This window comes from Gilliamella sp. ESL0232, assembly GCF_013346885.1.
Classification (GTDB): domain Bacteria; phylum Pseudomonadota; class Gammaproteobacteria; order Enterobacterales; family Orbaceae; genus Gilliamella; species Gilliamella bombi.
Map to the genome: position 1 here is coordinate 378,699 of NZ_JAAEDW010000001.1, position 24,182 is coordinate 402,880.

35 protein-coding genes, 1 tRNA gene and 5 pseudogenes are annotated in these 24,182 nt (G+C 36.7%); 31 read left to right on the top strand and 10 right to left on the bottom strand.

The window, feature by feature from the left end; translation table 11 throughout:
* Position 1: 1 nt before the first annotated feature.
* On the top strand, positions 2 to 736 hold the full coding sequence (gene dnaQ / locus GYW75_RS01695; protein ID WP_244178508.1) for a DNA polymerase III subunit epsilon: 735 nt from the start codon (positions 2 to 4) through the stop codon (positions 734 to 736).
* 116 nt (positions 737 to 852) lie between these two features.
* Positions 853 to 929, top strand: a tRNA-Asp gene (locus tag GYW75_RS01700).
* A 49-nt stretch (positions 930 to 978) separates the two neighbouring features.
* Here the strand turns inward: GYW75_RS01700 and GYW75_RS01705 are convergent.
* From GYW75_RS01705 to GYW75_RS01730, 7 genes and pseudogenes are all read right to left on the bottom strand, one after another.
* Positions 979 to 1,743, bottom strand: coding sequence for a tyrosine-type recombinase/integrase (locus GYW75_RS01705; RefSeq protein ID WP_174798188.1), 765 nt, complete (start codon positions 1,741 to 1,743; stop codon positions 979 to 981).
* Positions 1,744 to 1,815: 72 nt separating this feature from the next.
* Positions 1,816 to 2,010 (bottom strand): hypothetical protein, encoded by a 195-nt coding sequence (locus GYW75_RS12420; protein ID WP_238786375.1) that lies wholly within the window; start codon positions 2,008 to 2,010, stop codon positions 1,816 to 1,818.
* A 68-nt stretch (positions 2,011 to 2,078) separates the two neighbouring features.
* A pseudogene (locus GYW75_RS12660) lies at positions 2,079 to 2,228 on the bottom strand (helix-turn-helix domain-containing protein); the annotation flags it as partial.
* Between the two features lie 78 nt (positions 2,229 to 2,306).
* A complete protein-coding gene (locus tag GYW75_RS01715) occupies positions 2,307 to 2,702 on the bottom strand; it encodes a hypothetical protein (RefSeq protein ID WP_174798190.1) in 396 nt (131 codons plus the stop codon).
* Between the two features lie 56 nt (positions 2,703 to 2,758).
* Positions 2,759 to 2,962, bottom strand: coding sequence for a hypothetical protein (locus GYW75_RS01720; protein WP_174798191.1), 204 nt, complete (start codon positions 2,960 to 2,962; stop codon positions 2,759 to 2,761).
* A 51-nt stretch (positions 2,963 to 3,013) separates the two neighbouring features.
* The gene (locus tag GYW75_RS01725) at positions 3,014 to 3,181 is read right to left on the bottom strand and encodes a hypothetical protein (RefSeq protein WP_174798192.1); all 168 of its coding nucleotides are present in this window, start codon (positions 3,179 to 3,181) and stop codon (positions 3,014 to 3,016) included.
* A gap of 3 nt (positions 3,182 to 3,184) precedes the next feature.
* Positions 3,185 to 3,814 (bottom strand): KilA-N domain-containing protein, encoded by a 630-nt coding sequence (locus tag GYW75_RS01730; RefSeq protein ID WP_174798193.1) that lies wholly within the window; start codon positions 3,812 to 3,814, stop codon positions 3,185 to 3,187.
* 167 nt (positions 3,815 to 3,981) lie between these two features.
* Here GYW75_RS01730 and GYW75_RS01735 point away from each other — a divergent pair, with 167 nt between their 5' ends.
* The 3 genes and pseudogenes from GYW75_RS01735 (at position 3,982) to GYW75_RS01745 (ending at position 5,916) form a co-directional block, all read left to right on the top strand.
* Positions 3,982 to 4,281, top strand: a complete 300-nt coding sequence (locus tag GYW75_RS01735) for a transposase (protein ID WP_174798194.1) — start codon at positions 3,982 to 3,984, stop codon at positions 4,279 to 4,281.
* A 23-nt stretch (positions 4,282 to 4,304) separates the two neighbouring features.
* Positions 4,305 to 5,117, top strand: coding sequence for an IS3 family transposase (locus tag GYW75_RS01740; RefSeq protein WP_342366957.1), 813 nt, complete (start codon positions 4,305 to 4,307; stop codon positions 5,115 to 5,117).
* A 37-nt stretch (positions 5,118 to 5,154) separates the two neighbouring features.
* Positions 5,155 to 5,916, top strand: a pseudogene (locus GYW75_RS01745) (IS5 family transposase).
* Positions 5,917 to 6,000: 84 nt separating this feature from the next.
* Here the strand turns inward: GYW75_RS01745 and GYW75_RS01750 are convergent.
* Positions 6,001 to 6,249: a helix-turn-helix domain-containing protein gene (locus tag GYW75_RS01750; RefSeq protein WP_202983895.1), complete on the bottom strand. Its 249-nt coding sequence runs from the start codon at positions 6,247 to 6,249 to the stop codon at positions 6,001 to 6,003.
* 142 nt (positions 6,250 to 6,391) lie between these two features.
* On the opposite strand from GYW75_RS01750, the pseudogene GYW75_RS01755 reads away from it, so the two are divergent.
* The 3 genes and pseudogenes from GYW75_RS01755 to GYW75_RS01765 all read left to right on the top strand — a co-directional run bounded on the left by GYW75_RS01755 (position 6,392) and on the right by GYW75_RS01765 (position 7,657).
* Positions 6,392 to 6,684, top strand: a pseudogene (locus tag GYW75_RS01755) (type II toxin-antitoxin system RelE/ParE family toxin).
* Positions 6,685 to 6,686: 2 nt separating this feature from the next.
* Positions 6,687 to 6,989, top strand: a complete 303-nt coding sequence (locus GYW75_RS01760; RefSeq protein ID WP_065561131.1) for an addiction module antidote protein — start codon at positions 6,687 to 6,689, stop codon at positions 6,987 to 6,989.
* 89 nt (positions 6,990 to 7,078) lie between these two features.
* Positions 7,079 to 7,657, top strand: coding sequence for an endonuclease (locus tag GYW75_RS01765; RefSeq protein ID WP_174798196.1), 579 nt, complete (start codon positions 7,079 to 7,081; stop codon positions 7,655 to 7,657).
* Positions 7,658 to 7,674: 17 nt separating this feature from the next.
* On the opposite strand, the gene GYW75_RS01770 is transcribed toward GYW75_RS01765, so the two are convergent.
* A complete protein-coding gene (locus GYW75_RS01770) occupies positions 7,675 to 7,863 on the bottom strand; it encodes a ribbon-helix-helix protein, CopG family (protein ID WP_174798197.1) in 189 nt (62 codons plus the stop codon).
* Between the two features lie 485 nt (positions 7,864 to 8,348).
* Between GYW75_RS01770 and GYW75_RS01775 the strand changes: the two genes are divergently transcribed.
* The 23 genes and pseudogenes from GYW75_RS01775 (at position 8,349) to GYW75_RS12670 (ending at position 22,950) form a co-directional block, all read left to right on the top strand.
* Positions 8,349 to 8,663 carry a phage holin, lambda family gene (locus tag GYW75_RS01775; protein ID WP_174798198.1) on the top strand — a complete coding sequence of 105 codons (315 nt, stop codon included), beginning with the start codon at positions 8,349 to 8,351 and terminating at the stop codon, positions 8,661 to 8,663.
* The gene (locus GYW75_RS01780; protein ID WP_174798199.1) at positions 8,647 to 9,090 is read left to right on the top strand and encodes a D-Ala-D-Ala carboxypeptidase family metallohydrolase; all 444 of its coding nucleotides are present in this window, start codon (positions 8,647 to 8,649) and stop codon (positions 9,088 to 9,090) included. The genes GYW75_RS01775 and GYW75_RS01780 overlap by 17 nt, the downstream gene beginning before the upstream one ends.
* Before the next feature lie 237 nt (positions 9,091 to 9,327).
* Positions 9,328 to 9,588 (top strand): Rz1-like lysis system protein LysC, encoded by a 261-nt coding sequence (gene lysC, locus GYW75_RS01785; RefSeq protein WP_174798200.1) that lies wholly within the window; start codon positions 9,328 to 9,330, stop codon positions 9,586 to 9,588.
* Between the two features lie 82 nt (positions 9,589 to 9,670).
* Complete coding sequence (locus GYW75_RS01790) at positions 9,671 to 10,012, top strand: hypothetical protein (RefSeq protein ID WP_174798201.1); 342 nt, start codon at positions 9,671 to 9,673, stop codon at positions 10,010 to 10,012.
* Between the two features lie 131 nt (positions 10,013 to 10,143).
* Entirely contained in the window at positions 10,144 to 10,608 is a 465-nt protein-coding gene (locus GYW75_RS01795; protein ID WP_174798202.1) for a hypothetical protein, read from the top strand.
* Between the two features lie 221 nt (positions 10,609 to 10,829).
* Positions 10,830 to 11,555, top strand: a complete 726-nt coding sequence (locus tag GYW75_RS01800) for a KilA-N domain-containing protein (RefSeq protein ID WP_174798203.1) — start codon at positions 10,830 to 10,832, stop codon at positions 11,553 to 11,555.
* A gap of 11 nt (positions 11,556 to 11,566) precedes the next feature.
* Complete coding sequence (locus GYW75_RS01805; protein ID WP_174798204.1) at positions 11,567 to 11,962, top strand: DNA-packaging protein; 396 nt, start codon at positions 11,567 to 11,569, stop codon at positions 11,960 to 11,962.
* A gap of 5 nt (positions 11,963 to 11,967) precedes the next feature.
* Positions 11,968 to 13,197, top strand: coding sequence for a PBSX family phage terminase large subunit (locus GYW75_RS01810; protein WP_174798205.1), 1,230 nt, complete (start codon positions 11,968 to 11,970; stop codon positions 13,195 to 13,197).
* A 2-nt stretch (positions 13,198 to 13,199) separates the two neighbouring features.
* Positions 13,200 to 14,648 carry an anti-CBASS protein Acb1 family protein gene (locus GYW75_RS01815; protein ID WP_174798206.1) on the top strand — a complete coding sequence of 483 codons (1,449 nt, stop codon included), beginning with the start codon at positions 13,200 to 13,202 and terminating at the stop codon, positions 14,646 to 14,648.
* Positions 14,590 to 16,236: a phage minor head protein gene (locus tag GYW75_RS01820; protein WP_174798207.1), complete on the top strand. Its 1,647-nt coding sequence runs from the start codon at positions 14,590 to 14,592 to the stop codon at positions 16,234 to 16,236. Before GYW75_RS01815 ends, GYW75_RS01820 begins: the two co-directional genes overlap by 59 nt.
* On the top strand, positions 16,233 to 16,406 hold the full coding sequence (locus GYW75_RS01825; RefSeq protein ID WP_174798208.1) for a hypothetical protein: 174 nt from the start codon (positions 16,233 to 16,235) through the stop codon (positions 16,404 to 16,406). Before GYW75_RS01820 ends, GYW75_RS01825 begins: the two co-directional genes overlap by 4 nt.
* A gap of 160 nt (positions 16,407 to 16,566) precedes the next feature.
* On the top strand, positions 16,567 to 17,637 hold the full coding sequence (locus tag GYW75_RS01830; RefSeq protein WP_342366950.1) for a DUF2213 domain-containing protein: 1,071 nt from the start codon (positions 16,567 to 16,569) through the stop codon (positions 17,635 to 17,637).
* Complete coding sequence (locus GYW75_RS01835) at positions 17,637 to 18,065, top strand: hypothetical protein (RefSeq protein ID WP_174798210.1); 429 nt, start codon at positions 17,637 to 17,639, stop codon at positions 18,063 to 18,065. Before GYW75_RS01830 ends, GYW75_RS01835 begins: the two co-directional genes overlap by 1 nt.
* A gap of 9 nt (positions 18,066 to 18,074) precedes the next feature.
* Positions 18,075 to 19,145, top strand: a complete 1,071-nt coding sequence (locus tag GYW75_RS01840; protein ID WP_174798211.1) for a major capsid protein — start codon at positions 18,075 to 18,077, stop codon at positions 19,143 to 19,145.
* A 3-nt stretch (positions 19,146 to 19,148) separates the two neighbouring features.
* Positions 19,149 to 19,328: a hypothetical protein gene (locus tag GYW75_RS01845; protein WP_065636185.1), complete on the top strand. Its 180-nt coding sequence runs from the start codon at positions 19,149 to 19,151 to the stop codon at positions 19,326 to 19,328.
* 38 nt (positions 19,329 to 19,366) lie between these two features.
* Positions 19,367 to 19,706 (top strand): annotated as a pseudogene (locus tag GYW75_RS01850) (DUF7370 family protein).
* Positions 19,699 to 20,052: a hypothetical protein gene (locus GYW75_RS01855; RefSeq protein ID WP_174798212.1), complete on the top strand. Its 354-nt coding sequence runs from the start codon at positions 19,699 to 19,701 to the stop codon at positions 20,050 to 20,052. The pseudogene GYW75_RS01850 and the gene GYW75_RS01855 overlap by 8 nt, the downstream one beginning before the upstream one ends.
* 23 nt (positions 20,053 to 20,075) lie before the next feature.
* Positions 20,076 to 20,453: a hypothetical protein gene (locus tag GYW75_RS01860; RefSeq protein ID WP_202983898.1), complete on the top strand. Its 378-nt coding sequence runs from the start codon at positions 20,076 to 20,078 to the stop codon at positions 20,451 to 20,453.
* Positions 20,450 to 20,833, top strand: a complete 384-nt coding sequence (locus tag GYW75_RS01865; RefSeq protein WP_091346942.1) for a phage tail termination protein — start codon at positions 20,450 to 20,452, stop codon at positions 20,831 to 20,833. The genes GYW75_RS01860 and GYW75_RS01865 overlap by 4 nt, the downstream gene beginning before the upstream one ends.
* An 11-nt stretch (positions 20,834 to 20,844) precedes the next feature.
* Positions 20,845 to 21,327: a phage tail tube protein gene (locus GYW75_RS01870; protein WP_174798214.1), complete on the top strand. Its 483-nt coding sequence runs from the start codon at positions 20,845 to 20,847 to the stop codon at positions 21,325 to 21,327.
* Entirely contained in the window at positions 21,328 to 21,549 is a 222-nt protein-coding gene (locus GYW75_RS01875) for a DUF6246 family protein (protein ID WP_174798215.1), read from the top strand.
* A 91-nt stretch (positions 21,550 to 21,640) separates the two neighbouring features.
* Positions 21,641 to 22,683, top strand: a pseudogene (locus GYW75_RS12665) (IS3 family transposase); the annotation flags it as partial.
* Between the two features lie 129 nt (positions 22,684 to 22,812).
* Positions 22,813 to 22,950: a DUF454 family protein gene (locus GYW75_RS12670; RefSeq protein WP_411578473.1), complete on the top strand. Its 138-nt coding sequence runs from the start codon at positions 22,813 to 22,815 to the stop codon at positions 22,948 to 22,950.
* A gap of 177 nt (positions 22,951 to 23,127) precedes the next feature.
* On the opposite strand, the gene GYW75_RS01900 is transcribed toward GYW75_RS12670, so the two are convergent.
* Entirely contained in the window at positions 23,128 to 24,180 is a 1,053-nt protein-coding gene (locus tag GYW75_RS01900; RefSeq protein ID WP_085164072.1) for a dihydroorotate oxidase, read from the bottom strand.
* Positions 24,181 to 24,182: the final 2 nt, after the last annotated feature.

A 24,182-nucleotide genomic window follows, 5' to 3' on the forward strand; every position in this document is an offset into this window, starting at 1 on the left:
AGTGATCCATAATTCTACACGACAAATTGTATTAGATACTGAAACGACAGGTATGAACCAAGAAGGTAATAATCATTATGAAGGACATAAGATTATTGAAATTGGCGCTGTTGAAATTATTAATCGACGTTTAACTGGTAACCATTTTCATGTTTACATAAACCCCGAACGCTTAATTGATGAAGATGCATTTAAAGTGCATGGAATCAGTGATGATTTTGTTAAAGATAAACCTATATTTAAAAATGTTGCTCACGATTTTATTAAATTTATAGATGGTGCCGAGTTAATTATCCATAATGCATCATTTGACGTAGGTTTTATGGATTATGAATTTCGTCTTTGTGGTCTGGATTTTAAAACAGCTGATCATTGTATTATTACTGATACCTTGGCTATGGCAAGGCGTTTGTTTCCAGGTAAACGTAATAATTTAGATGTGTTATGTGAACGTTATCAGATAGATAATTCCCACCGAACATTGCATGGTGCATTATTAGATGCTGAGATTTTAGCTGAAGTCTATTTAGCTATGACAGGTGGGCAAACGACATTGTCTTTTAGTTCTGAAGATAATAACTCATCTTTATCAGAATCTAATTCAATTAAAAGAGTAGAACGTAATGGTGTGCCTTTGAAAGTAATCAGAGCCACAGGACATGAACTTTCTGAACATGAGATTATTTTAAAAAAAATTGACAAAAAAAGTGGGGGAGCATTGTGGAATATAAATTAATGATTGTTTTGTATTCAATTGATCGTATATTTTAAAAATTTTATTGACGAGAATAAAAATAATCTTTAATATCACGCCTACTTTAACGTTTCGACGTTAAAGCTATCAAATAAAGCGGAGCGGTAGTTCAGTTGGTTAGAATACCTGCCTGTCACGCAGGGGGTCGCGGGTTCGAGCCCCGTCCGTTCCGCCAATTCATTAAGAATATCAATCGATTAAAGCACTCCACGAAAGTGCTTTTTTTATTGCAATACTCTTTGTGTCAAATTTGTGGCACTTTCTGATAACGCATTTTCCGAAGCTACTAGAAAATGCCTAGAAGATAAGTGGGCATATCTTCTAACTGTATCAGCTTTACTCCACGCTCCTAAATCTTGTAGTGCGTGTGGATGAGTGCCATTCATGGAGTGTCTGCTTGCCCAAACATGCCTTAAATCGTGAAATCTAAGATGGGATAGACCAGCTCTTTTACGAGCGTTTCTCCATACTTTTGAATTAGCACGCTTTATTGGATTACCTTTGTAAGTAAAAACATTGGTTGGGTGTTTGCCTTGCAAATTTTCTAAAACATACAATGCAACGCTGTTTAATGGAATACCAATACCTTTGGTCTTTACTTTCCCACTACCGATGTTAACCCATGCATGACGATTTTTAATATCAACATTTTCCCACAAAAGACCTGTGATATTACTCATTCTTAAACCTGTTGCTAGTGCAAAAAGAACAATAGGTATTAAATGAGCAGGTAATTCATCAACAAGCCTTTTTTCCTGATTCGGTGTTAGCATAACTTGTCTTGGTGGTGGTTCTGGTAACATTTTTATAGCGGGTACTTTATCAAGGATATCATTCTCATATGCGCAATTAAGTACGCCTCTAATCTGTTGCAGTACACCGTTAACAGTTCTGTTTTTTACGCCTGTTTCCTGTTTTTCTTTTTTGATAAAATTTATTAAATTGCGATCAATTTCTGAAATATATTTATTAGCTAAATATTTATCCAACCAAATTAGATCGTAATTTTTATTTTCCTTTCTTTCTGGTTTCTCGTTTAACCAGACAACAACAGCTTCTATTCAAGTATATTCTGGTCGTTCACCCAATTTTGCCACTCGCCAGATTGTATCATATTCTCGAGCAGCTAGCTCTAATGCTTTTTGCTGATCGCTAGTCCCAGAGCTTTTGCGTACTCTTCCGGTACCATTCGGTGAGCTGTACGCGTAGTGCCAGATTTCGCCCTGTTTGTATAATTTAATTGGTTGCTTTGACATTTTTTTAACTCCTCAAACTCATTATGTCGCAGCACCTCTTGCGAGGTGTCATTTTGATTTCTTTTTATGTAATTATCAAGATCTTCTTTCTCAAAAAACCAGTGTCCTTTTTTACCGCTACGTTTGTATCCCTTGATAATTCCTTTTGATGCTTTAGCTCTTACATTAGTTGGATGTTCTTTTAAATAACTCGCAGCTTCTTTTGTTGTGTAATACATAATTTTTTATCTAAATTTAATATTTTCACCAAATTTGGCGTTAATTCATTAGAATTATCCCCCAATGGGGGATATTGTTTATTTGTTTAACTCTGATGGTTTCTTTTCAACAATCTTCATAAATCCAACACCGAAATACTTAATATAAAGATCATTAATAAAAAAGAGCATTTCGTTAGCCATCCCAAGCCTTTCTTCATCCCAGCTATCAAGCGCGGCATGCACCTCATCTGCAATAATGCCGAATGCGTTAGCAGCTAAAGCTGACTGATTTAAAAGCGCACCAGCTATAAATGAGCTGAATTGATTACGTATATCTTCATTAGAAAAGTTATTAAGTAAATTAGAATCGCTTGTAACTGAAAAATCTGCATTTGGGTTATGCTTTTTTGCTAACACTATAAATTGCTGTCTTACCGCATTTGCCGCAACTTCATTTAATTCACTGTTAATAATCATTTTAGTTAAGCTCATCTTTATGCCTCCTATTTAATATGTACGCATCAAGTTTGTTATTTTGTATTTTTCCATTAGTTGCTTTTACCTTGTGTTAATTGATACTCAATAGCAGAACGGAATCCTTGCGCAAACACATCAAAGATTTGTGCCGTATCGTTTTCAACATAGTTGTTTAATGCTTTGATGCTTGGGTCTCGAACCAATGAAAAATCTAGTTTATTTTTAACAACAAACTTTTCAAAACAAGTGTGAACAGTAAACATAAGATTATTCATTGGATGATTCCTCCATTTTTATAAAAGCATTTTCTATAACACCTTTTAATATCAGTAACAACCGAATTGATTCATGGTTTCATCATCCACAGTAGTTAAATCGGCACAACGAAGCGTGTCAGCAATAGCGCCGATACCGTCATTTGCGATACTAAGCACTTCTCTTAATTCTTCTTTAGAGGCAGATGTTGATAATAAATAATTAACTGGGTTATACATGGGTTATACCTCCATATGTGATTTAATGGCTTTTATTCCATTTTCGTTGTAACGAAAGTTAGTGACTTGCTTATCTGAATGTTCAGCTTTATCTAGCACAAAGATGCCATTTTCCGCTGTCTTCAAATTGTACTTATTAGCAATTAGTCCCACCTTGTGACCTGATATTCCCAGTTGTGCGCCGACTTCTTTTGCTGAATAAGTTTGACCATCTAGAATAGGATAGGGGACAACAGAACCTGCGATTGGATTAATTAACTTAGCATAGATAGCTTGTTTTGATGGCGAACTCAAATTAGATAAGTGGCCACATAATTTTTCAGCAACGTTATAAACTTCTTTTATCGCTCTTGCTTTTCTTAACTCCGGTAATCCTGAGTTATCAATTTTCGGCGTAGGTGTAAGCTCTCCTTTTTTGTAATCCAAAAATACTTGGTTAACCGTCAACTGAAATTTTGGACTGATCCAACCGGCATAAGAAATGGCCAAAAGTTCATGGGCGAATGTACCAGAAGAAATACCGCCTTTTGTGATAGTGATTATTTCTTGACCAAAGGCAGAATTCTGCCTTAGCTCTTCAATAAGTTCTTGAGTGGACTTTGTTGCTAACCATGCTTTGGAATGGCAACACATTTTCAAACAAAAAAATTAAGGGGTAAGTGTTTTTTAAATTCAACGGGAGGCAAGTAGCCTAACGAAGAATGTAATCGTTTATGCCTATTGGTTGGATCGGCTACACTAATTCATACAACTTTTTTAAGGGGTAAGGTAAACTTATCACAACTAAAAAAGGAACAAATATGAATAAGATTAAACACAAAAGACGAACATTCACAGATGATTTTAAACAGCAAATGGTCAGTCTTTATCGACATGGTAAATCACGTAGTGAAATCGTTGCAGAATATGATTTGACACCATCAGCTTTGGACCGTTGGATAACGCAAGCAAGCCAAAGCGGCTCATTTAAAACAAAAGATAATCGCAGTCCACAAGAACAAGAGTTAATCGCATTGCGTAAAGAGCTTAAACAGCTGCGTATGGAAAACGATATTTTAAAGCAAGCAGCACTGATAATAGGACGAAAATCGCTATCCTAAAAGCAAATCGACATCGTTATAGCATAACAAAACTATGTCAATATTTAGGATTATCAATACATTACGCTTATTATCAGTGTAAATTGAATAGACAAAAATCAGTAGGGCTTTATGCCGATAAAATCGTGACGCTATTTAATCAGAGCTATCAGTCTTATGGTACAAGACGAATTCGTTTTGATTTACACAAAGAGAATATTTGGGTGTCACGCCGTTACATTGCTCGGGTGATGAAAGCCTTATTGCTGGTATCAAAATACACCGTTAAACGTTATCAATCTCACAATACGGAAGTGAATGAAACCGCCACAGAAAATCACCTGCAACGACAATTTGATGTAGGTGATAAAAAACAAATTGTTGTTGCGGATTTAACCTATATTCAAGTTAAGCAACGTTGGAACTATTTATGTGTTTTAGTGAACTTATCCGATAGGCAAATTGTCGGTTACCATGTTGGTCAACATAAAACAGCAGAGCTTGTTATGTCGGCATTAAGCCAAATTAAACAACCATTATCAAAATTAGATTTATTTCATTCAGACCGCGGTAAAGAGTTTGATAATCGGTTATTAGCGGATTGTTTTAAGACATTTAATATCACGCATTCATTAAGCAAGAAAGGGTGTCCATATGACAATGCGGTAGCGGAAGCGACATTTAAAACAATTAAAACGGAATTTGTAAAAGGCCAACGTTTCAACTCAACGGCTGAGTTACAACGCGCTTTTTCGGCTTATGCCTATTGGTATAATCATAAACGATTACATTCTTCGTTAGGCTACTTGCCTCCCGTTGAATTTAAAAAACACTTGCCCCTTAATTTTTTTGTTTGAAAATGTGTTGCCATTCCATTTTACCTCATTATTCATCATGCCAAGAACAATGCTAACAGATAAACGGTGGGAAAAGCTACTACAAATAATGAAAAATACCGGCCGAGTTTATAATAAATCCGAGCATCGGATGACGTTTGAAGGGAGCCTTTTCCGAATGAGAACCGGTATTCCTTGACGAGATTTGCCAGAAGAGTTTGGTGAATGGAGCACCGTCTATAGACGATTTAATTTGTGGTCTAAAAAAGGAATATTAGTTGATATTTTCAAACGCTTATCACAACTAGCGGATTTTGAATGGGTGTTCCTAGATGGCTTGATTATCAGGGCTCATCAACATAGTATAGGCGCTGCAACGGAGCATTGTGAGCAAATAGGTCAGAGCTGTGGTGGTAATTCAACTAAAATTCATCTTGCGGTTGATAGTGGTGGTTTGCCTATTTGTTTTGAGCTTTCTGAAGGACAACGACATGATATCACTTATGCAGAAAACCTAGTTGAAAAGCTCGATGAAGTCAATACAGTGATAGCCGATAAAGGTTATGACAGCGAGCCTTTTCGGTGCTTTGTTCGTCAAAAAGGCGGACGAACGGTGATTGCTAAACGTAATTATGGTAAGGATATAGATAAAAGCAGTATGGATAGGTGCCTTTATCGCTATCGTCATTTAGTCGAGAATGCCTTTGCTAGAATCAAGCAATATCGTTCAATATCAACTAGATACGATAAGTTAGAAAGGAATTATGCCAGTATGGTATCACTGGCATTTATGTTAATGTGGCTGCCAATGTATTGTTGAGTAATTTATGTACAGCAAAGATCAACAGCCCCTAATTTTTGATTTAAATATTATTAGATCCTAACCCGCTTCGGCGGGTTTTTATTAAAAATCTAACAGTTCAGGCTCGATTTGTAGTGCTTCGGCAATTTTAATCCGTGTTGCTTTTCTTAGCTTTTGGCTTTTTTCATATTGAGAATAAGCTGATTGGCTAATACCTATTTTATTCGCAACTTCAACTTGATATAATTTTAAATACTCACGCCATGCTTGTGCAGGAGAATAGTTATTATCAAAAACCATATTAACAACTTCGTTTGGTACACCTGTTTCAACATCGATTGTTTTATTCATTATTATTTTTATGATTAACCTCAATATAAGCATTATATAAGTTTTAGTAAAAATATAAATATAAATAATTATAATTGATAACCACAGTTGACATTCTAACAGTGTAAGATATAATAGTTTTAAATTAAAACAGGAATAAAGCATGATTACTGTAAGTTATACACAGCAAATGGAAAAATGGTTGAAGTCGCTTAAAGATAAAACTGCAGCAGCTAAAATTAAAGTTCGAATTCGTCGCATGCAAGAAGGTAATTTTGGTGATGTTAAGCCTGTAGGCAGCGGTGTATCAGAAATGCGTATTCACTGTGGAAAAGGGTATAGGGTTTATTTTGTTAACCCAATAATGAAATTGTTATTTTATTGTGTGGCGGTGACAAGGATACACAACAAACAGATATTAAAATTGCTAAAGAATTAGCAAATAAATGGGGTTAATTATGACTACAAAACTAAAAACTTTTGATGTGGTTGATTTTTTAAATACTGATGAAGAAATGCAAGAATATTTAAATGCCGCAATAGAAGAAGGAGACCCTAAATTTTTATTTATTGCACTTGGTGATATAGCTAGAGCTAAAAACATCAGTCAGCTTTCACGTGATACAGGTATAAGTCGTGAGGGTATTTATAAAGCGTTATCAGGTGAGGGGAACCCCACTTTTAATACAATCTTTAAAATTGTTCAAGCATTAGGTTTGCAAATGCAGTTTTCCTCACAAAAACATGCTGATTGTTGTTAACTGAGTATGGAAAATCTAATGTAGATATACAAAATAAAATCAAACCTAAAGCTCGCTATTGCGGGCTTTTTTTATGTCTGGAGAAAACCATGCCAATAACACAAGATTTACAAACCCTTGAGGGTAATCAGCTTATACAACTAATAGAGGTGGATGGCACAAAATTTGGTCTTGATGAAGTGCTGAGATTTCATGCTCATAATATTTCGCCTGATGGATGGGCGTCGTTTGCCGCTGAGAATTTCGGACGTCATCTACAATGTTGGCGAGACGGTGGGCGTAAAGCGTGTAAAAAAGATGTTACGTTCAACTTGATGGAGGGGGATATGCACAATCTACAACCCGCTATTGGCGAAGTAAATGGAGACCGTTCTAACTATCGTTATTCGCAGTTTACGGACAAATTTAATCAGTATGGGCAGTGTAAAACTGCTGTAGATTTCAAAGAAAGAAAATTTCAGCCGCGCGATGAAATTCGCGGGATGATAGCGCGCACATATCTATATATGTCTGATAAATACAAAATTAATTTATCTAATCAAGAAGAAAAGCTGATGACAGCGTGGGATAAAATGTTTCCGCCTGAAAAATGGGAATGTGAGCGTAACAAACTGATAGAAAAAATTCAGGGTAATGATAATAAATTCATTACTCAACAGTGTAAATAGTTACATATAAGCCTCAATTAAGAGGCTTTTTTGTTATCAAGATAGAATTTAACAGCATCAACAATAAGTTGAGCTTGTGGTACATCTAAGCTTTTACTTGCCTGTTCAATTAATGCGATATCATCAACGTGTAGTTTGAAGCCTTTTACTTTAACACCTCGTTTTTGGTCACTTTTTGCTTGAATTTCTGTCATTGATTTTGCCATAAAATCACCTTGATTTATTAAGTGTCAATTGATATATTTAAGGTCATCGGAGAGGTTTCCCTCTCCTTTGAACTACTTTAGAATGCTGGGGAGCTAATCAAAAGTAGCAGAATTAAAATGAATATTTTGAACTTCATTTTACTTCTCCTTAAGCCCTCGTCTTAGGTCGGGGGTTTACCTTATCAAGTCCCTCACTTGATGGTTATTATTATAGGTTAACCTATAATAAAGGTCAACACTATTTATCTAAAAATTTTAATTTTTTATAGATTTATTGCCGAATAAAATTATTGAATGAAGCCGCTTAATTGCGGTTTTTTTATGTCCAAATTTACCCCTACGCCACTTTCTATAAGTCAATCTAACAATTGATTTATAGATACGTTTGGGGCCTTCTACAGAATCGACAGCAAAGCTAGACACACACATAACTAACATTTAGCTAGTACGCTGTCACATCATTAACTAACAAGAAGAATAATAACATGTATAAATCATCAATCATGGAATGGTTGCAATCGAATGCGCCGTTAATTTATGGCGTCGTTTTGTCCATTATCATCGCCTACGGTCGTTTAACGTATGATGGTGTGGGTGGACGTCGTAAATGGGTAGAAGCGTTATTGTGCGGTGCGTTGTCATTAGCCGCTAGCAATGGATTAGATTATTTTGGCTTACCCGTTAGCATGAATCCTTTTATTGGTGGTGCAATTGGATTTTTAGGGGTTGATAAATTACGTCAAATATCAAATTCAATGTTAAGAAAAAGGATTGATAACAACGATGACCAAGCTAACTGAATATTTCACACTAGAAGAATTTACGCGCTCAACGACAGCCAGCAGATTAAAAATTGATAACTTTATGCCTGCCGATTTAATGCCTAACGTGCAATTAACAGCTACTCATCTTGAGCTAGTAAGAAAGGCTTTAGGTAGTCCAATTATTATTACATCTGGATACCGCTGTCCTGCACTAAATGCTAAAGTTGGCGGTGTAGCAACAAGCGCTCATACGAAAGGCTTGGCTGTTGATTTTAAATCGTCATTCGGTACGCCTAAAGAGATTTGCCAACGATTAATTGATTCCGGTGTACAGTTCGATAAATTAATTCAAGAGCACAACCAATGGGTCCATATTGGATTTAGCCCAACTAACAATCGTCAAATAGTGTTAACAGCAGTTAAGCAGGGCGGTAAAACGGTTTATTTAAGTGGTTTGGTATGAGTAAAGAAAAGATATTAAGTATCGCATTAACCATTGCTGTTTTTGTCTTTGCTGTCTATTTCGGTTACAACAATTATCAAGAAAAAAAGTAGCTCAAAAAAGATAACACTGAGCTATCTGAGAAAATCGAACAGTTGAACCAGGATATTGCTAAAAACAATCAAATTATAACGCAACGAGAGCAAGAGAAAGCTCAAGACGCTATGTCAATTAAACAACTTCAAGAGCAAATAAAAGATGCACTTAAAAATAATCAATGTGCTAATGATTTTATGCCTAGTAACGTGTCTGACCGGATGCGGAGCGGTAAAAACTGAGTACGTTTATCAATGCAATATTCCTGCATCACTAACACAGCCAAATAACGAGCCTCATATTGATAAACGAATCACTTGGGGACAATGTCCAGTTCTTTACACTGAATTATTGAACGAGCTTAGGCAGTGTAATGCAGATAAAAGGGCGATAAGAGAGATTAGTGGTGAAAATAAATTATAATTGAAAGTAGATGTAAAATTTCGATTACTTTTTAACTGAATATAGTATGATATTTCTTCTTTTTAACAAAAAGGAGAACAAAATGAAATGTAAAAATGTTTCTGAATTTATTGTGTTAGAAAAAATGATAACTATATCGGCTAAAGTAATCCCTTTTGCTGCTATTTTCTCGTTGCCTCTTGCTTTTGCTCATATGCAAGGAAATAGTAAATTATTTTATATGTTTACAATATTATACGCGGTATTACTTATATCGGTTGTTTATTTAAGCGATAAAAACTTTATAAGAAAAAATGATAAACTAATAAGTTTTAACATGTTATGGTATATTTTATCTATATTTATAAATTCAGTTCTTATAAATATTATTTTTTCTACTTCATTTATTTGTGAAGTGCTGACATTAGAATCCTATTTTTCTTAGATTATTTTTTCTAAGCCGGCGTTAGCCGGTTTTTGGGTGTAGATTTAATTTATCTAATTTAAGGTTACAAAAATAAATAATGTTTAGTATAATAAATAACCATAATTTGATTAGCTAAATTAGTGAATATAATGAAACCTACAAACAAAATTGTTATCACACTGTGTGGAAGTAGTAACACAGGGAAAACGACAACATTAAAAAACGTAATAGATAAATTAGAAAGAAAGTATAAAGTAAACGATGTGGAAGGCGAATTTTTTGTAGCAAATGATAGACTAGTTACAGTTGATATTGATGGGGTGAAAGTTGGAATATCTACTGGTGGAGATAGAGGAAAAGGGGTTAAAGATTGCATAACTAAATTATTAAACAAAGGTTGTAACATTATAATAACAGCGACAAGGAGTAAAGGAGCAACTGTGAAAGTTGTGAACACATTTTGTGAAAATAATAAATATAAATTAGATAGGATTAAGAAGTCTTTAACAATCAAACAAAAGATGAATAAAGAAGAGTGTAATAAGCGCAATAAGAAATACAATAAAATAGATAGTGAAATAGTATTTGATGCTATATTTCACCATTTTGAGTAACTTTTGAATACCCCAATAACCGCGTAACTGCGGTTTTTTTATGCCTGAAATGTTTGAAACACCACAAACCCAATTCAATTTTCAATCAATCATAATGCCATCACACGGCAAATATTAACCAAGAGCTTTACAGAATGAGCCTGAGAGAATGACAGCTAATGTCTGAACTCTTGGGGCTGTTTATTCTGTGTGACTTAGGCTCATTCTATAAAGGACATAATATGAATATTATTAAATTCGATTTTAAGGGTCATCAAGTTGGTTTCAATGATGATGGATGGATTAACGCAACAGAAGCGGCATCAAGATTTGGTAAACGTCCAAATGACTGGCTAATTCTTCCTGATACAGTTAATTATATCAATGCGTTAGAATCTACATACCAGAAAATCCCGTATGTAAAAACGAGCCGAGCCAGAAAGGACCGTGGTGGTGGTACTTGGATTCATCCAAAGTTGGCGGTTAGATTTGCACGTTGGTTATCTGTTGACTTTGAGATATGGTGTGATGAGCAAATTGATAGGCTTATTCGTTCTCAAGTTGTTACTTATACAGATGAGCAAGTATTAGCAATACTAACTTATAGTCAACCGCAAACATGGGAAAAGCGATTCCAACAACCTTTTTATCAGGCATTATCAAAAATGACTAACTTGCCATTCAATAATCATATTGGCGGTTGTCCATCATTATTTGGGCTGATAACGCAAAAATGGGTTTATGGTGTCGTGCTACCTAAAAAGGTTTATCAAAGCATCAAAGAGCGCACTAAGAAAGGCGAAAAAATCCATCAATTCTTAAAACCAGATGCACTAAAAGCAGTAGAAGACCAGTTAATAGCAATAACAACCATCGCAAAAGGTTGTATTGATTACAAAGATTTTGAGGCTCGATGCTCAACAATATTTAATACAAAAGGTCAGATTAAATTTATTCTGGCTGCATAAAAGGAAAGATTATGAAAAAGGGCGAAAAGAAAAAAATGGGTCGCCCAAGTGAACTAGCCGAATGTTTAATCAAGGCTAAAGAATACTTACTTGGGGGCTATGAAACATTTGGGGATGTAGTGCCAAGTGTTGCAGGCTTAGCTTGTTATCTCGGTAAGCACAAGTCATCAATGTATGAATACGCAAAACAAAACAAAGAGTTTTCCGACACGCTAGAAGCAATTAAAACACTACAAGAGAATAAACTAATAAATGGTGGGCTAACTAGCTCATTCAATCCAACTATTACAAAGCTGATGCTATCTAATCATGGCTATAGCGAAAAACAAGAAATCGATCATCAGTCATCCGATGGCAGTATGTCACCAAAACCAACACGAATAGAGTTAGTCACACCAAAAGAGTAAATATTATGACAACAGCACAAATACAGTTACCTAAAAAATTGATATCTGTGTTTGTAGCCGAAAATGTCAGATATCGGGGAGCGTACGGCGGTCGAGGTAGTGCTAAAACTCGTTCATTTGCATTGATGACAGCGATCAAGGGTTATCAATTTGCAGAAGCAGGAGTAAGCGGTGTAATACTGTGCGCTCGTGAGTTTATGAATTCGTTAGCTGATTCTTCTATGGAAGAAGTAAAGCAGGCTATTCGCTCGGTTGATTGGTTAGCTGATTATTATGATATCGGGCAAAACTATATCAGGACCAAAAACGGATTAGTTAGCTATGTGTTTTGTGGCTTACGTCATAATCTCGACAGCATTAAATCAAAAGCGCGAATATTGCTGTGTTGGGCTGATGAAGCGGAAAACGTATCCGAAATAGCGTGGCGAAAACTCACTCCAACAGTTCGTGAGACTAACTCCGAAATATGGGTAACATGGAACCCTGAAACCGAGGGAAGTCCGACTGATGTAAGATTCAGACAAACCCCGCCAGATAACGCTATTATCGTTGAGATGAATTATAACGATAACCCATTTTTCCCAGACGTTTTAGAGCAAGAGCGATTAAACGACTTGGCCAGACTTGATTACGCATCATATGCTTGGGTGTGGGAGGGTGCTTATCTCGAAAACTCAGATAAACAGGTGTTAAGTGGTCGATATGTTGTTGAAGAATTTGACGACAACCTGCACAAACAAGCAGACCGTTTACTATTTGGCGCTGACTTCGGCTTTGCTAATGACCCGAATACATTAATCCGCTCATTTATTCTTAATGATTGTCTGTATATCGAATACGAAGCGTACGGCGTTAATATCGAGCTTGACGAAATGCCAACTTTTTATGATTCAGTACCAGAATCGAGAAAATGGACGATTAAAGGTGACTGCTCAAGACCTGAAACAATTAGCCATATCAAGCGCAAGGGTTTTAACATTTCAGCCGCAAAAAAATGGCAGGGTAGCGTGGAGGATGGTATCGCATATCTGCGAGGATTTAAGAGAATTATTATTCATCCTCGTTGTAAACATACTGCAACAGAAGCGCGGTTATATAGTTATAAAACTGATAGGGTAACAAGTGAAGTGTTGCCCATCATTGAAGATAAAAACAATCATTGTTGGGATGCGGTCAGATATAGCCTAGATGGTTATATTAAACATAAACGTTCAGCAGGATTATTTATGAGGTAACAATGGGTTATTCGAATTTAACAGATGAACAGTTATTAAATACTGCCCAAACAGCAATTAATAGCAATCAGGATATAAGTAGACAACGGTTAGCGTATGCATCACAAGGATTGGTTAATAACACTAAAAGGGCATTTATCGATCGCGAGTTTGGTTATCCAGAAAATCTCACTTTCTCAGATTTCTATAAACTATATAAGCGAAACAGCGCAGCCCGTGGCTTTGTTGAGCGATTGAGTGATATTTGTTGGCTAGATTACCCTAAATTTATAGATGGCGATATTCGAGAACAAGACTCAAAGCTAACAACTTGGGAGCAAATAGTTACTGATTTATTTAACGATAAATTGTGGTCAGCTATCACCGAAGCGGATAAGCGTGGAATTGTGGGTAGATATTCAGGACTCATTATTCAATTACGAGATAGCAGAAAATGGGAAGAACCAGTTGATACGGTCGTATTGAACCGACTTGAACCAAAAGATGCCATTGTTAAGCTAATCCCTGCTTGGGAAGCTCAGTTAACGGCTTGCGAATGGAATAATGACGTAGCCGACGAAAACTATGGCCAAGTCACAATGTACCAGTTTAATGAAATAGCGGTAGGTGACAAGTCAGGTAAGCCCAATATCTCTCGCAGGATACATCCTGATCGCGTAATCATTCTAAATGAGACATCTGTGATTAATTCAATGGATGATGGCGAATCACAGCTTGAAGTTGGTTATAACGATTTAATCGATATGATGAAATACTCAGGCGGTAGCGCAGAGGGCTTCCTAAAGAATGCTAGTAGGCAAGTTCATCTGAATTATGACGCTGATACAGACATGGAAGAACTGGAGCGAGAGTTAAGAAAGCGAGGCTTTGAAAAGCCTGCTGATGCATTAAACCGACAAATCGCATTGTTAAACTCAGGTACAGACAGCGCGCTAATTACAGCAGGTGCGACAGCGAATATTTTATCTGTTGCTCCTGCCGATCCGAGTTCAGGATGGTCAGTATCCGCCAATAGTTTTGCAGCATCGGTCAGAATACCATTTACCATTATTTTTGGCCAACAAACGGGGCGGTTAGCATCAGATGAAGATAAGACAGATTACGCAAAACGAGGAATGTCTCGACGTAATGGTTTTTTGAGCACATTAATCAAAGAGTTTGTTAATCAGCTTATTACGCTAAAAGTTATTCAGCCACTAGTTAACGGCACGCTCACACTTAAATGGTCCGACTTATTAGCGCCAAGTCAAGCTGAACGAATTGAGCTTATGCTCAAGATGTCAGATGTTAATGTTAAAGCGCAGCAATCGATGGGTATTCCTGTGTTTACACCAAATGAAATACGAGAAGCTGGTGGTTATGAGCCCGATCCTGATTTAGAGGATATCGATATTGAAAAGACCGAAGATAATAAAGCCGATTCCAAAGAATCCGATACTACCGAAAAGTAAAAACAACCCTACACTCACCAACAAACAAATTCTCCAAATGCGTAGCGAAATACAAAAACGCTACAAAACAATCAAACAATCAATTATTGAGCATATCGAATTAAGCTTAGGCTACTATGCTAAAGAGCCGATTAAAACAGCGATATTCGTTGATAATACACTCTATGTCGTTAATGCTAGTGTTAATTACACTGTTGACGGCAATCAACTTGCTAGGGTGTTAACTCGCATTCAAGAAATTGTTGATGAAAACTTAATTGATGGCGGTATTGAGAAGTTTTGGGCAGGTAAGTTTGTTGCTGATATGTATCAAATGGGGACTAATCGCACTTTTCATAATCTATCCACTCAATCACCACTTTATTCACAAGCTACATCATTGGAATCACTGTTATTTAGTGATGCTTACATTCGTCGAATTGGGCTTGCATATACAGCAACATTCAACGACTGGAAAGGGCTTGCAGATAATCTAAAGAGTGATTTAGGTACGGTTTTAAGTAGCGCTGTAGCCCGAGGGATTAATCCACGAGAAACGGCCGATATTATCAGTAAGCGTATTGATGTTTCATATAGCAGAGCTAAAGCCATAGCGCAAACTGAACAAGTAGGTGCACTTCGTCAAGCAACGTGGGATGAAACTAAACGCACACAAGAGGAGTTAGGGTTAAAAACAGGCTTGTTACATATGTCTGCTTTAAAGCCTAATTCTAGGTCAACACATGTCGATAGGCACGGTAAGGTTTATACTGTTGAGCAAGTGGCAGATTGGTATGAAGAGAATGGCAACCGATTTAATTGTTATTGCGCTCAAGTAACGGTACTGCTTAATGAAAAAGGTGAGCCATATAATCAAGCTAGTATTGATAGATTATTAAAAGAATCTGATGACTGGCGTGAGCAAAACAGACCGAAACAACAAAGTTTAAATTCTGTTGAAGATGCTAATGAATGGGCAAGGAAACACATTACTGAAACCTCAAACCTACCACAGGATATTGATACCAAAGAGTTGGCTCCTTGCTTACAGTTGGTATCAGAAATACAGAAACGATTTGATTTACCTCAATTTAGGTATGCTGGAACAATAACAGGTGATATTTATAAATATCCAGAATCTCCAAAAGAGATGTTGGCTGCTTATTCACATAAAGCTAATGCATTGCTTATTACATCTGATAGCGTTGATAAAAAAGCGTTGTTAGAAGAGGATTTAAAAAGTAAAGCAAATGGATATAAACGAAGCTCTATAAATATGATTGGTCAGACTAATAACGAAGAATTAGCTAAAATAATTCATGAAATGGATTACATCCCGTGGATAGCGGTATCAACTCCAAGAGGCGTTTATGCTCATGAGATGGGACACGCATTACATTATCAACACCAGGAAGAAATTGATAATATCATTAAGAAATTGTGGGGACGAGGTTGGGCGCACGCAATTAGCAAGTATGCTCAACGTAACAAACGAGAATTTGTCGCTGAGGCGTTTTCGTTGTATATTGAAAATCGCATAGAAGCTAAAAAAAGACTACATGCAGAACTATTTAAATTTTTCCAATCGTTAGATAAGGGCATTAAATGAATAAGTTTGATTTATTAGTTGAGCAAGCAACTAAACTGATTAACACCGAGCCACTTCCTGATGACGCAGAGGAACAATTGCAACAAATTATCGACCAAGCTGCCGACAAAACGGAAAGGCGCATGTTAGCGAGTTTTGCTGAATCTCTGTTTGTTATAAGGAATGAGTAATTAATTCACTGAACCGCCCTCTGGCGGTTTTTTTATATCTAAAATTCACTCGAGGTAAAGCATGACACTTAAAAGTGTAAATGTTTTATCTGTCGTTAATAGTAAATCCAAAATATCAACGCAAATCATCGACGGTAAAGAGCACATTGTTATCAATGATGTGGTCCCTATCGTGGATGATATTGTCATGAATGGCATTTTCTATCCGGCAGATGAAATTAATAAATCGTACATGACATTGAATGATAATTTAATGCCGCTTGACCATCCGCGCATAAATAACGAGCACGTTTCCGCATTAAATCCACAAGCTATTAATAACTTCTATATTGGTGCTTGGGGCAGAAATGTTCGTAAATCTAACGATAAAGTCTTAATGGATGCCTATATCGATAGAAAATTTGCTGAAAGTACCGAAAAGGGGCGAATGCTTGTGAATCGGCTTGATGACATGATGAGTGGGAAAAATACCACACCAATTCATGTATCAACAGGGCTAACTTACACGCCCGATAATCAATCAGGTACATCAAAAGGCAAACGCTACAACTCAATAGCTCGAAACATGAAGTTCGATCATGTCGCAATACTTCCAGATAAACAAGGTGCAGCCACGCCAGATGACGGGGTCGGTATTTTTGTTAACTCTAATGGTGAAAAATCGCCAATTGAAAACGTAAGTCTTGTTGAGTGTTCAGAAGATTCAATAAGCAATGTAATTAGTAAAACCATTAAAGAGGTTTTAAGCGTATTTAAATTTAATCAAAAAGAGGAAGAAGACTTAATGAAAGAAAAAATCTTACTAGCTCTAAATGCTGCAGGTATTAAGACTGACGGCTTATCAGATGAGCAACTGTTAAAAGCTTATAACGAGCAAACAGCCAAAGAAGCGATTGAAAAAAAGAAAACTTCTGAGGAAGAAGAAAAGAAAAAAGCTGAACAGGAGAAGAAAAACGCAACTAATGCCGAAGATGCACCAGCGTGGGCCAAGGCGTTAATGAACAAGGTTACAAGTCTGGAATTAGCGGTAAATGCAAATACAGAAAAAGAGCTCTCCGTTAAACGAGAAGCGGTAAAAGCCAAGTTCAACATGACACAAACCGCAGTCAATGCGCTATCTGGTGAGCCATTAGATGCCTTATACGCACAGTGCGTTAAAACAGCGCCTATTAGCGGTGGTTTTGCTAATAATTCAGATAATTCACTATTAAACATGGAGGCTCCAGAGTAATGATTCGATTTAAAACCGTGATTGGCGGTCCTGCACGCAAAAACGACCTACAAACAATTGACTTAAAAACAGGTGAAGCGATTGCGCCATGCTCTTTGGTTGCTGTGGTTAACAATAAGTTAATGAAACATTCGGCAGCAGGTGAGCAAACCCAAGCCTTAGTCATCACAAATGATTATCTAGGTGGTCATGATATCCGTGACAATGTACCGAATGACACATCAGGTATCGCCATTATTTGTGAAGATGATGTTACTTACCATGTTTTAGTAAAAGCAGGTGAAGCGTTAACAGTTGGTGACAAATTAGCATCTAACGGTGACGGAACACTAAAAAAAGCAAGCGGTACTGATGCGGTGCTGTTCTATGCATTTGAAACCTATACCGTTGGCGCGACCGCTGAACAAGTTCGAGTTCGTAAAGCTTAAGGAGCAATAATGAAGAACGAAAAGATTATTTTTAATAAAAAATTAATTACCAATTCCGCTCAAGTAGCACAGGCTTGGAATCAGTTAAAAGCAAGCCGTCAAATCTTTAACAATGCTCAAAACCAAATGAGTGCAACGCATGGTAATGCTATTGAAGTTAATCAAGCCGCAATCTTAACCCAAGATTACTGGCGTGAAGTGGATAACGTAACCACCCGTGTTATCCGTGATGATGAAGGCGCACCATTACTTGATGATTTATTATCATTAGGTACGCCTATCTCCATTGGTAAAACAGCTGCGCTATACCGTGTTTCAAGCGATGCAGGATATGTTAATCGTTCAATGTCAGGGCAAGAGCCAGAAACGCTAGATAAGGTTGTTTATGACCATTACGGCGACCCTGTGCCAATCTTTAAAACAGGTTATGCTCGTGAATGGCGTGAATGGTTAGGTTTGCAAACTGAAAACATCGACGCAATGTCAGATGACCAAGAAGCGGCAGTGGCAGCATTACGCCAAGATATGGCGCAATACATTTTAACAGGTGATGAAAAAATCAAAGTACAAAACTTTGAAGGCAAAGGTATCACTAACCATCCACATACCAATCAAGTGGATTTAAGTGCGTCTGGTTTGAATATTGATTTAACATCAACAGCCACAAGTAACGACGATATTATTAATTTCTTCACAAAAGACCTTGTTGTTATTCTTGATGCTAATTTAGTGTCAGAACAATTAAAAGTCTTTATCTCTCCCGAAATTGAGCGCCGTTTAAATCTTCCTTACTCTAATTCAAATGGATTTAAAGAGGGGACAGTAAAAGACTATATTTTACGTTACTCAGCGCACATTGGTTCATTCACTAAAACATTTGAGTTAAAAGGCAACCACTTCATTGGTTACGTTCGCAATGCTCAGTACATTAAAACCCGTATTGCTGCACCGATTGGCTCATTCATGAAACAACGAATTAACCCACATGACAACTATCAAACATTGGTCTGGTCGGCATTTGGTTTGCAAATCAAACGTGACTTTAACGGTAAAAGCAAAGTCTTTAACGCTCGGGGATAATTGATGAAATTACGGGTAACTAAACGCGGCTGTTTCGGCCGCATTGATGGCGCGGTAACTGAACTACCTATTGGGTATGAATTCCATGCTACAGACATTCCTACTGCTTTTATTGGGCGTGTAATTGTGTTAGAGCAGCAATCTGTTGAAGTTGAAGCAGACAAAAAGAAAAAGGGTAAATAATCATGTCAGTACAGGTAACCGCAGAAGACGTTAATCAAATGTTATCAGAGCTTGGTTATTCTGTACCGAGCATTGTTATTAACGCAATCCTTAACAAGGTGAATTCAATCAGTGGTTGCTCATGGTTATTCAGAAGCCGACCAGCTTTTGATACTGATTTACTCAGCTTGTTTACTGGCTCAAATGCAGGGAGCAAGAAAAATCGCATCACAATCAGCACCAAGCGGTGCGTCAAGGTCATTTAAATATGATGATGTGGGCTTTAAATCTATGTACTCATTACTAAAAAATCTTGACGTTCACGGATGTACTGATTGTCTAGGTATTTCTTGCTCAAAGAAACCATTTTTTTTAGTTGTTGGAGGTAGGGATGAGTAATACAGCGAATTGGAGCTATACAAATGTTGCAACAGTATATCCTCACATGGGATACGACGGAGAAAACAATGTTGATACTTACGGTCAACCTTATTTGGTGAAATGCACATGGAAAGATGAAGCACCAAACGCACTGGGTGCTTACATTGATTCTCTAGGTGTTGAAAGGGTAAGAAAAACAACTTTTTACACCGAAGATAACCGAATTAAACAGGGCGACTTCATAGCAAAAGGTGATAAAACTTCGTTATCGTTAGAAGCTTCAAACGCTGAAAAAGTGGAGTTTGTGCTTGAATATGATATGAGCGCTTTTGGTGAAATCCCTGATTATGAGGTGGTTACCTAATGGCGATTAAAGGCGTTTCAAAGGTGAATAGAAATATTCACAGGATAACTAATGAAATTGCCAACATCAGAACTCAAAGGATTATCCAGCAAGTTATGATTGTTGGTATGTCTTTTGTTGCTTCACTTACTCCAATCGACACGTCCAATCTTATTAATTCGCAGTATAGAGAGCTAAAACCAATCCCAAAAGGTTGGGTTGGTCGAGTTGGTTATACGGCTAATTATGCTGCTTTCGTTAATAGCGCTAAAGCAAAATTAAGAGGGAAACCGAGAACGGGTAAAAAATCAAAGGGTAATTACTGGTCTCCTAATGCTGAGCCTGATTTTATCAAAAAAGGGTTTGAACGGGACGGTAAGGATGTCATACAGCAGGTTATTAGGGAGAGTTACAAAATATGATTTCTGATACATATAACTCAATAAAAAGCTGGCTGAATTCACATAATTTACTTGATGATTACATTTTACAATTTCGGAAATGGGTTGAAGTAAAAAACACAAAATCCAATAGATATATTGTAATTGTCCCTGCTGGAGGCGGTAATGCTAGTGAGGCGATAACGCGAGATTATTTTAGGATTGTAATTATTTCAGCGATTAATGATTCGGACGTTGTAGCGGTTAATGATAAAGCAGATGAAATCAGGCAATTTATGCTAGATGATTTTGAATCCAACAATGTTATTTCAATGAGTCCAGTCGGAGGAATAACCCAAGCAAATACAGAAGAGGGGCGGTTTATTTTCGAATTTACCGCTCAAATGATTATATCAAGATAAGAGGTACATTTATGGCTAAAAGTAATGCAGGAACAGGACGGAAAATTGCCGTCTATTACAAAATAGGTAACCCTGATACAAGACCTACGGAAAAGGATTATAAGCGGTTGGGAATGATTCGGGGTAAGTCACGAGGCGTGAACTGGAACACCATTGATGTTACAGCCGACACATCTGAAGATGGTACAACTGAATCAATGGTTACAACTAAAGAAAAAACAGTATCGTTTGATGGTGTATCCCGTGGTGATGACATTCAAAACCAAGGAGTTTTGCTGGACCACATCGAAAGCCCATCGCAAGATACTGACGGACAGCCTTATGTTTGGATTAAAATTGTAAATCCTATTATTAATAGGGTGATTGAGGGTTGTTATTTATTGTCTTCATTAACGGAAGAATACCCATACGATGATGTTTGCACGTGGTCAATTGAGGGGACAAGTGCAGGCAATGTAACAAGAACTGTTATCCCAGTCTCAGGAAAACCGTAGATGAAACCAGTAATAAAGGACATTGGGGAATTTATAATTCATCATAAGGAAATTGATTATTTATTTATTCCATCTTTTCTTAATATGACAAAGATAGGTAAACCAGATGAAATAGTTGAGATTTTTTCTATCATTTTTGGCGAAATGAATAATGACGATTTCACATCTGTCATAGAATGCGCTGACAAAATACTTGAAGCGTGTAACTATCCCCTAAAATAGTACAGCAAAAAAGTAGAAAATTCTCTTCATTAACCAACAGAGGATTTAAACATGAAATAGATAACACCATATCAATTCGTAGCTATTTTAAAAAAAAGTTGAAGCCGGTATTCCTGTCAAAGAACTTTGCCGTAAATATGGTATGGGGAATTCAACTTTCTATAAATGGCGTGATAAATACGGTGGTATGGAAACCTCCGATATCAAATGTTTAAAGCAGCTGGAGGCTGAAAACCGCAAGCTTAAGCAGGTGTTTGCTGAGCTCAGTTTAAAATCTCAACTTCAGGAGGAAATCATAAAAAAGCTATAGTACCTACCAAGGCACGTAAAGCATGGGCTTTGGAGTTACAAGAAAATCATCCTGTTACTATTACCATGAGCTGCGCTATTGTTGGCTTAAGCCGCTGTGCTTACTATTATCAGCCCAAGTTACCAGATGATTCAGTAATTAGGTCGGTACTCAGTGCGATCACCGATAAGCATTTACGCTGTGGCTTTCCCAAGTGTTATAATCGCATCAGAAAGCTCGGCTATAAATGGAATCATAAACGTGTGTATCGGGTGTATTGTGAATTGAAGCTTAATCTCAGGGTAAAGCGTAAACAACGCATTCCTCCATGAAGCCCGGAAAGACTATCAGTACCCAATAAACAAGGTGAATGCTAGTCAATGGATTTTATGAGTGACAGCAGTCGCAATCAACGACGCTTTAGAACTTTCAATGTGATTGATGACTTTAATCGTGAGGCGCTAGGCATTGATATTGCAGTAAGCTTACCAGCTGGCAGGATTACCCGTTATCTGGATAAACTGGCCGAATATCATGGTTATCCACTCAAAATACGAGTAGATAATGGACCGGAATTCACTAGAAACACGTTTACTAATTGGGCAAAATCACATGGTATAACTATAGATTACATCAACCCCAGCAGCCCATATCAAAACGGGTATATTGAACGATTTAATCGTACCTATCGTACTGAAGTACTCGATTTATATCTTTTTAACAACTTAGCACAAGCAAGGAGAATAACCGAAGAATGGTTAACGATTTATAATACCGAAAGACCGCATGAGGTATTAAATAACATGACACCGATTGAGTATAAAACACTAAAACAGGCAGCATGATTTTCTACGTGAGTTGTGTACTAAGTTTGGGGTATTTACATATTGAATTGAATAATGAAACCTTTCTAAGTTACATTTTATAATGTTTAAAAAATGGTTTTTTATAATTATAGGTAGTGCTTCATTTTTATTGGGACAGTTAGTATTTTCGTGCCGCTCCTACCAACAGTGCTTTTTTATTTATTAACGACCTATTTTTTGAACAATATCTCAGATCGTCTTTATAGCTATTTTACTGATAATCATTACTATCAAACTTATATATAAAAAAGAAAGCAACAAAAATAAATTTGTTTGAAATGTTAGCAATGGCCTTAATTGTATTGTAAATACTTTTTATTTTATTATTTTAGGAAAAATTAAGAATGCAGTAGGGTATATAGGCAGTAAAAAATTACAGGGTAAGTTACCCTGTAACAAATGTGAGCCTAACTGTAAATAATTTTATTTAAGATTTTTCTTAATTTCTATAGCAAGCATTGGGTTCCACATGGCACCCGTAGCACTCATGACCGCATCTGCGCCATTATCGATAAACTGACGATAATGCTCACTAGAACTAACACCACCAACACCAACAATAACAAATTTTAGATCCATTTCTTTTCGATATTTAGCTAATCTACTTACCATATCTAAACCAGCCCAACGAATTGCATCTCCACAGACACCGCCTTCTTTTCTATTTTCCCCTAAGGCAGGATTACCTTTAGCATCAACTGGTTTAGCGGACAGTGTGTTAATTGTACTTAAGCCGTCGATAATAGAACCGACACGAGTCAATAAAGAAACGATCCTTTCATCATCAGGGAAATAGGCTAGTTTTAAAATAAGTGGGCGATCAGGAACAGCTGTTTTAATAGCGTTAACAATTCGTTCGACTTTATCTATATCAAAGCAAAGTAGTTTACTTGCTCCTTCGTTTGGGCAACTTAAATTTGCTTCAAGAATAGGCGCATTGGTTTCTCTAACTAATTTTGCAGCTAAAGCATAATCGATTTCTATTGCTTCATTGCTTTGCGTCCCCTGAAAACTACCAATTACATATTGCCCATGACCTGCAGATTTTACTGCATCAGCCATATCTGGTTGCCAAATATCTGGAGAAAAAGAAGGAACCCCAAAAGAGTTGGTAATTGATAGAGGTTGATTGTAAGCAGTATCTGCTAATACTGTATCTAAATTACACGATAATTTACCTTTAGGATGAACTGATAACACATTCGGTAATGGATGGCATTTATGTAGTTTTGTTCGAACTGTTTTATATACGCATAAATCAAATCCATAGGCAAATGCGGCTTTAATGTAGTTTGCATTTAATAAAGGACCTGCCGGTATACCAAATGGTAAATTAACGTCATGGTTTAAAAATTTTGAAGATTTTGTTGGGATTTGCTCAGCTTTATCTAATTGTGTAAAAAGACCAAATGGTCCTTGAGCATAATTATCTTCGTAGCTTATAGAAGGATTATAAAAAGGTGTTAAAGATTCCATAC

What these genes read in the sequence shown, in the direction of transcription:
- GYW75_RS12420 (WP_238786375.1), bottom strand. Translation starts at nt 2,010, where the DNA reads ATGTCAAAGCAACCAATTAAATTATACAAACAGGGCGAAATCTGGCAC.
- GYW75_RS01715 (WP_174798190.1), bottom strand. Translation starts at nt 2,702, where the DNA reads ATGAGCTTAACTAAAATGATTATTAACAGTGAATTAAATGAAGTTGCG.
- GYW75_RS01720 (WP_174798191.1), bottom strand. Translation starts at nt 2,962, where the DNA reads ATGAATAATCTTATGTTTACTGTTCACACTTGTTTTGAAAAGTTTGTT.
- GYW75_RS01725 (WP_174798192.1), bottom strand. Translation starts at nt 3,181, where the DNA reads ATGTATAACCCAGTTAATTATTTATTATCAACATCTGCCTCTAAAGAA.
- GYW75_RS01730 (WP_174798193.1), bottom strand. Translation starts at nt 3,814, where the DNA reads ATGTGTTGCCATTCCAAAGCATGGTTAGCAACAAAGTCCACTCAAGAA.
- GYW75_RS01735 (WP_174798194.1), top strand. Translation starts at nt 3,982, where the DNA reads ATGAATAAGATTAAACACAAAAGACGAACATTCACAGATGATTTTAAA.
- GYW75_RS01750 (WP_202983895.1), bottom strand. Translation starts at nt 6,249, where the DNA reads ATGAATAAAACAATCGATGTTGAAACAGGTGTACCAAACGAAGTTGTT.
- GYW75_RS01760 (WP_065561131.1), top strand. Translation starts at nt 6,687, where the DNA reads ATGACTACAAAACTAAAAACTTTTGATGTGGTTGATTTTTTAAATACT.
- GYW75_RS01765 (WP_174798196.1), top strand. Translation starts at nt 7,079, where the DNA reads ATGCCAATAACACAAGATTTACAAACCCTTGAGGGTAATCAGCTTATA.
- GYW75_RS01770 (WP_174798197.1), bottom strand. Translation starts at nt 7,863, where the DNA reads ATGGCAAAATCAATGACAGAAATTCAAGCAAAAAGTGACCAAAAACGA.
- GYW75_RS01775 (WP_174798198.1), top strand. Translation starts at nt 8,349, where the DNA reads ATGTATAAATCATCAATCATGGAATGGTTGCAATCGAATGCGCCGTTA.
- GYW75_RS01780 (WP_174798199.1), top strand. Translation starts at nt 8,647, where the DNA reads ATGACCAAGCTAACTGAATATTTCACACTAGAAGAATTTACGCGCTCA.
- lysC (WP_174798200.1), top strand. Translation starts at nt 9,328, where the DNA reads ATGCACTTAAAAATAATCAATGTGCTAATGATTTTATGCCTAGTAACG.
- GYW75_RS01790 (WP_174798201.1), top strand. Translation starts at nt 9,671, where the DNA reads ATGAAATGTAAAAATGTTTCTGAATTTATTGTGTTAGAAAAAATGATA.
- GYW75_RS01795 (WP_174798202.1), top strand. Translation starts at nt 10,144, where the DNA reads ATGAAACCTACAAACAAAATTGTTATCACACTGTGTGGAAGTAGTAAC.
- GYW75_RS01800 (WP_174798203.1), top strand. Translation starts at nt 10,830, where the DNA reads ATGAATATTATTAAATTCGATTTTAAGGGTCATCAAGTTGGTTTCAAT.
- GYW75_RS01805 (WP_174798204.1), top strand. Translation starts at nt 11,567, where the DNA reads ATGAAAAAGGGCGAAAAGAAAAAAATGGGTCGCCCAAGTGAACTAGCC.
- GYW75_RS01810 (WP_174798205.1), top strand. Translation starts at nt 11,968, where the DNA reads ATGACAACAGCACAAATACAGTTACCTAAAAAATTGATATCTGTGTTT.
- GYW75_RS01815 (WP_174798206.1), top strand. Translation starts at nt 13,200, where the DNA reads ATGGGTTATTCGAATTTAACAGATGAACAGTTATTAAATACTGCCCAA.
- GYW75_RS01825 (WP_174798208.1), top strand. Translation starts at nt 16,233, where the DNA reads ATGAATAAGTTTGATTTATTAGTTGAGCAAGCAACTAAACTGATTAAC.
- GYW75_RS01835 (WP_174798210.1), top strand. Translation starts at nt 17,637, where the DNA reads ATGATTCGATTTAAAACCGTGATTGGCGGTCCTGCACGCAAAAACGAC.
- GYW75_RS01840 (WP_174798211.1), top strand. Translation starts at nt 18,075, where the DNA reads ATGAAGAACGAAAAGATTATTTTTAATAAAAAATTAATTACCAATTCC.
- GYW75_RS01845 (WP_065636185.1), top strand. Translation starts at nt 19,149, where the DNA reads ATGAAATTACGGGTAACTAAACGCGGCTGTTTCGGCCGCATTGATGGC.
- GYW75_RS01855 (WP_174798212.1), top strand. Translation starts at nt 19,699, where the DNA reads ATGAGTAATACAGCGAATTGGAGCTATACAAATGTTGCAACAGTATAT.
- GYW75_RS01865 (WP_091346942.1), top strand. Translation starts at nt 20,450, where the DNA reads ATGATTTCTGATACATATAACTCAATAAAAAGCTGGCTGAATTCACAT.
- GYW75_RS01870 (WP_174798214.1), top strand. Translation starts at nt 20,845, where the DNA reads ATGGCTAAAAGTAATGCAGGAACAGGACGGAAAATTGCCGTCTATTAC.
- GYW75_RS01875 (WP_174798215.1), top strand. Translation starts at nt 21,328, where the DNA reads ATGAAACCAGTAATAAAGGACATTGGGGAATTTATAATTCATCATAAG.
- GYW75_RS01900 (WP_085164072.1), bottom strand. Translation starts at nt 24,180, where the DNA reads ATGGAATCTTTAACACCTTTTTATAATCCTTCTATAAGCTACGAAGAT.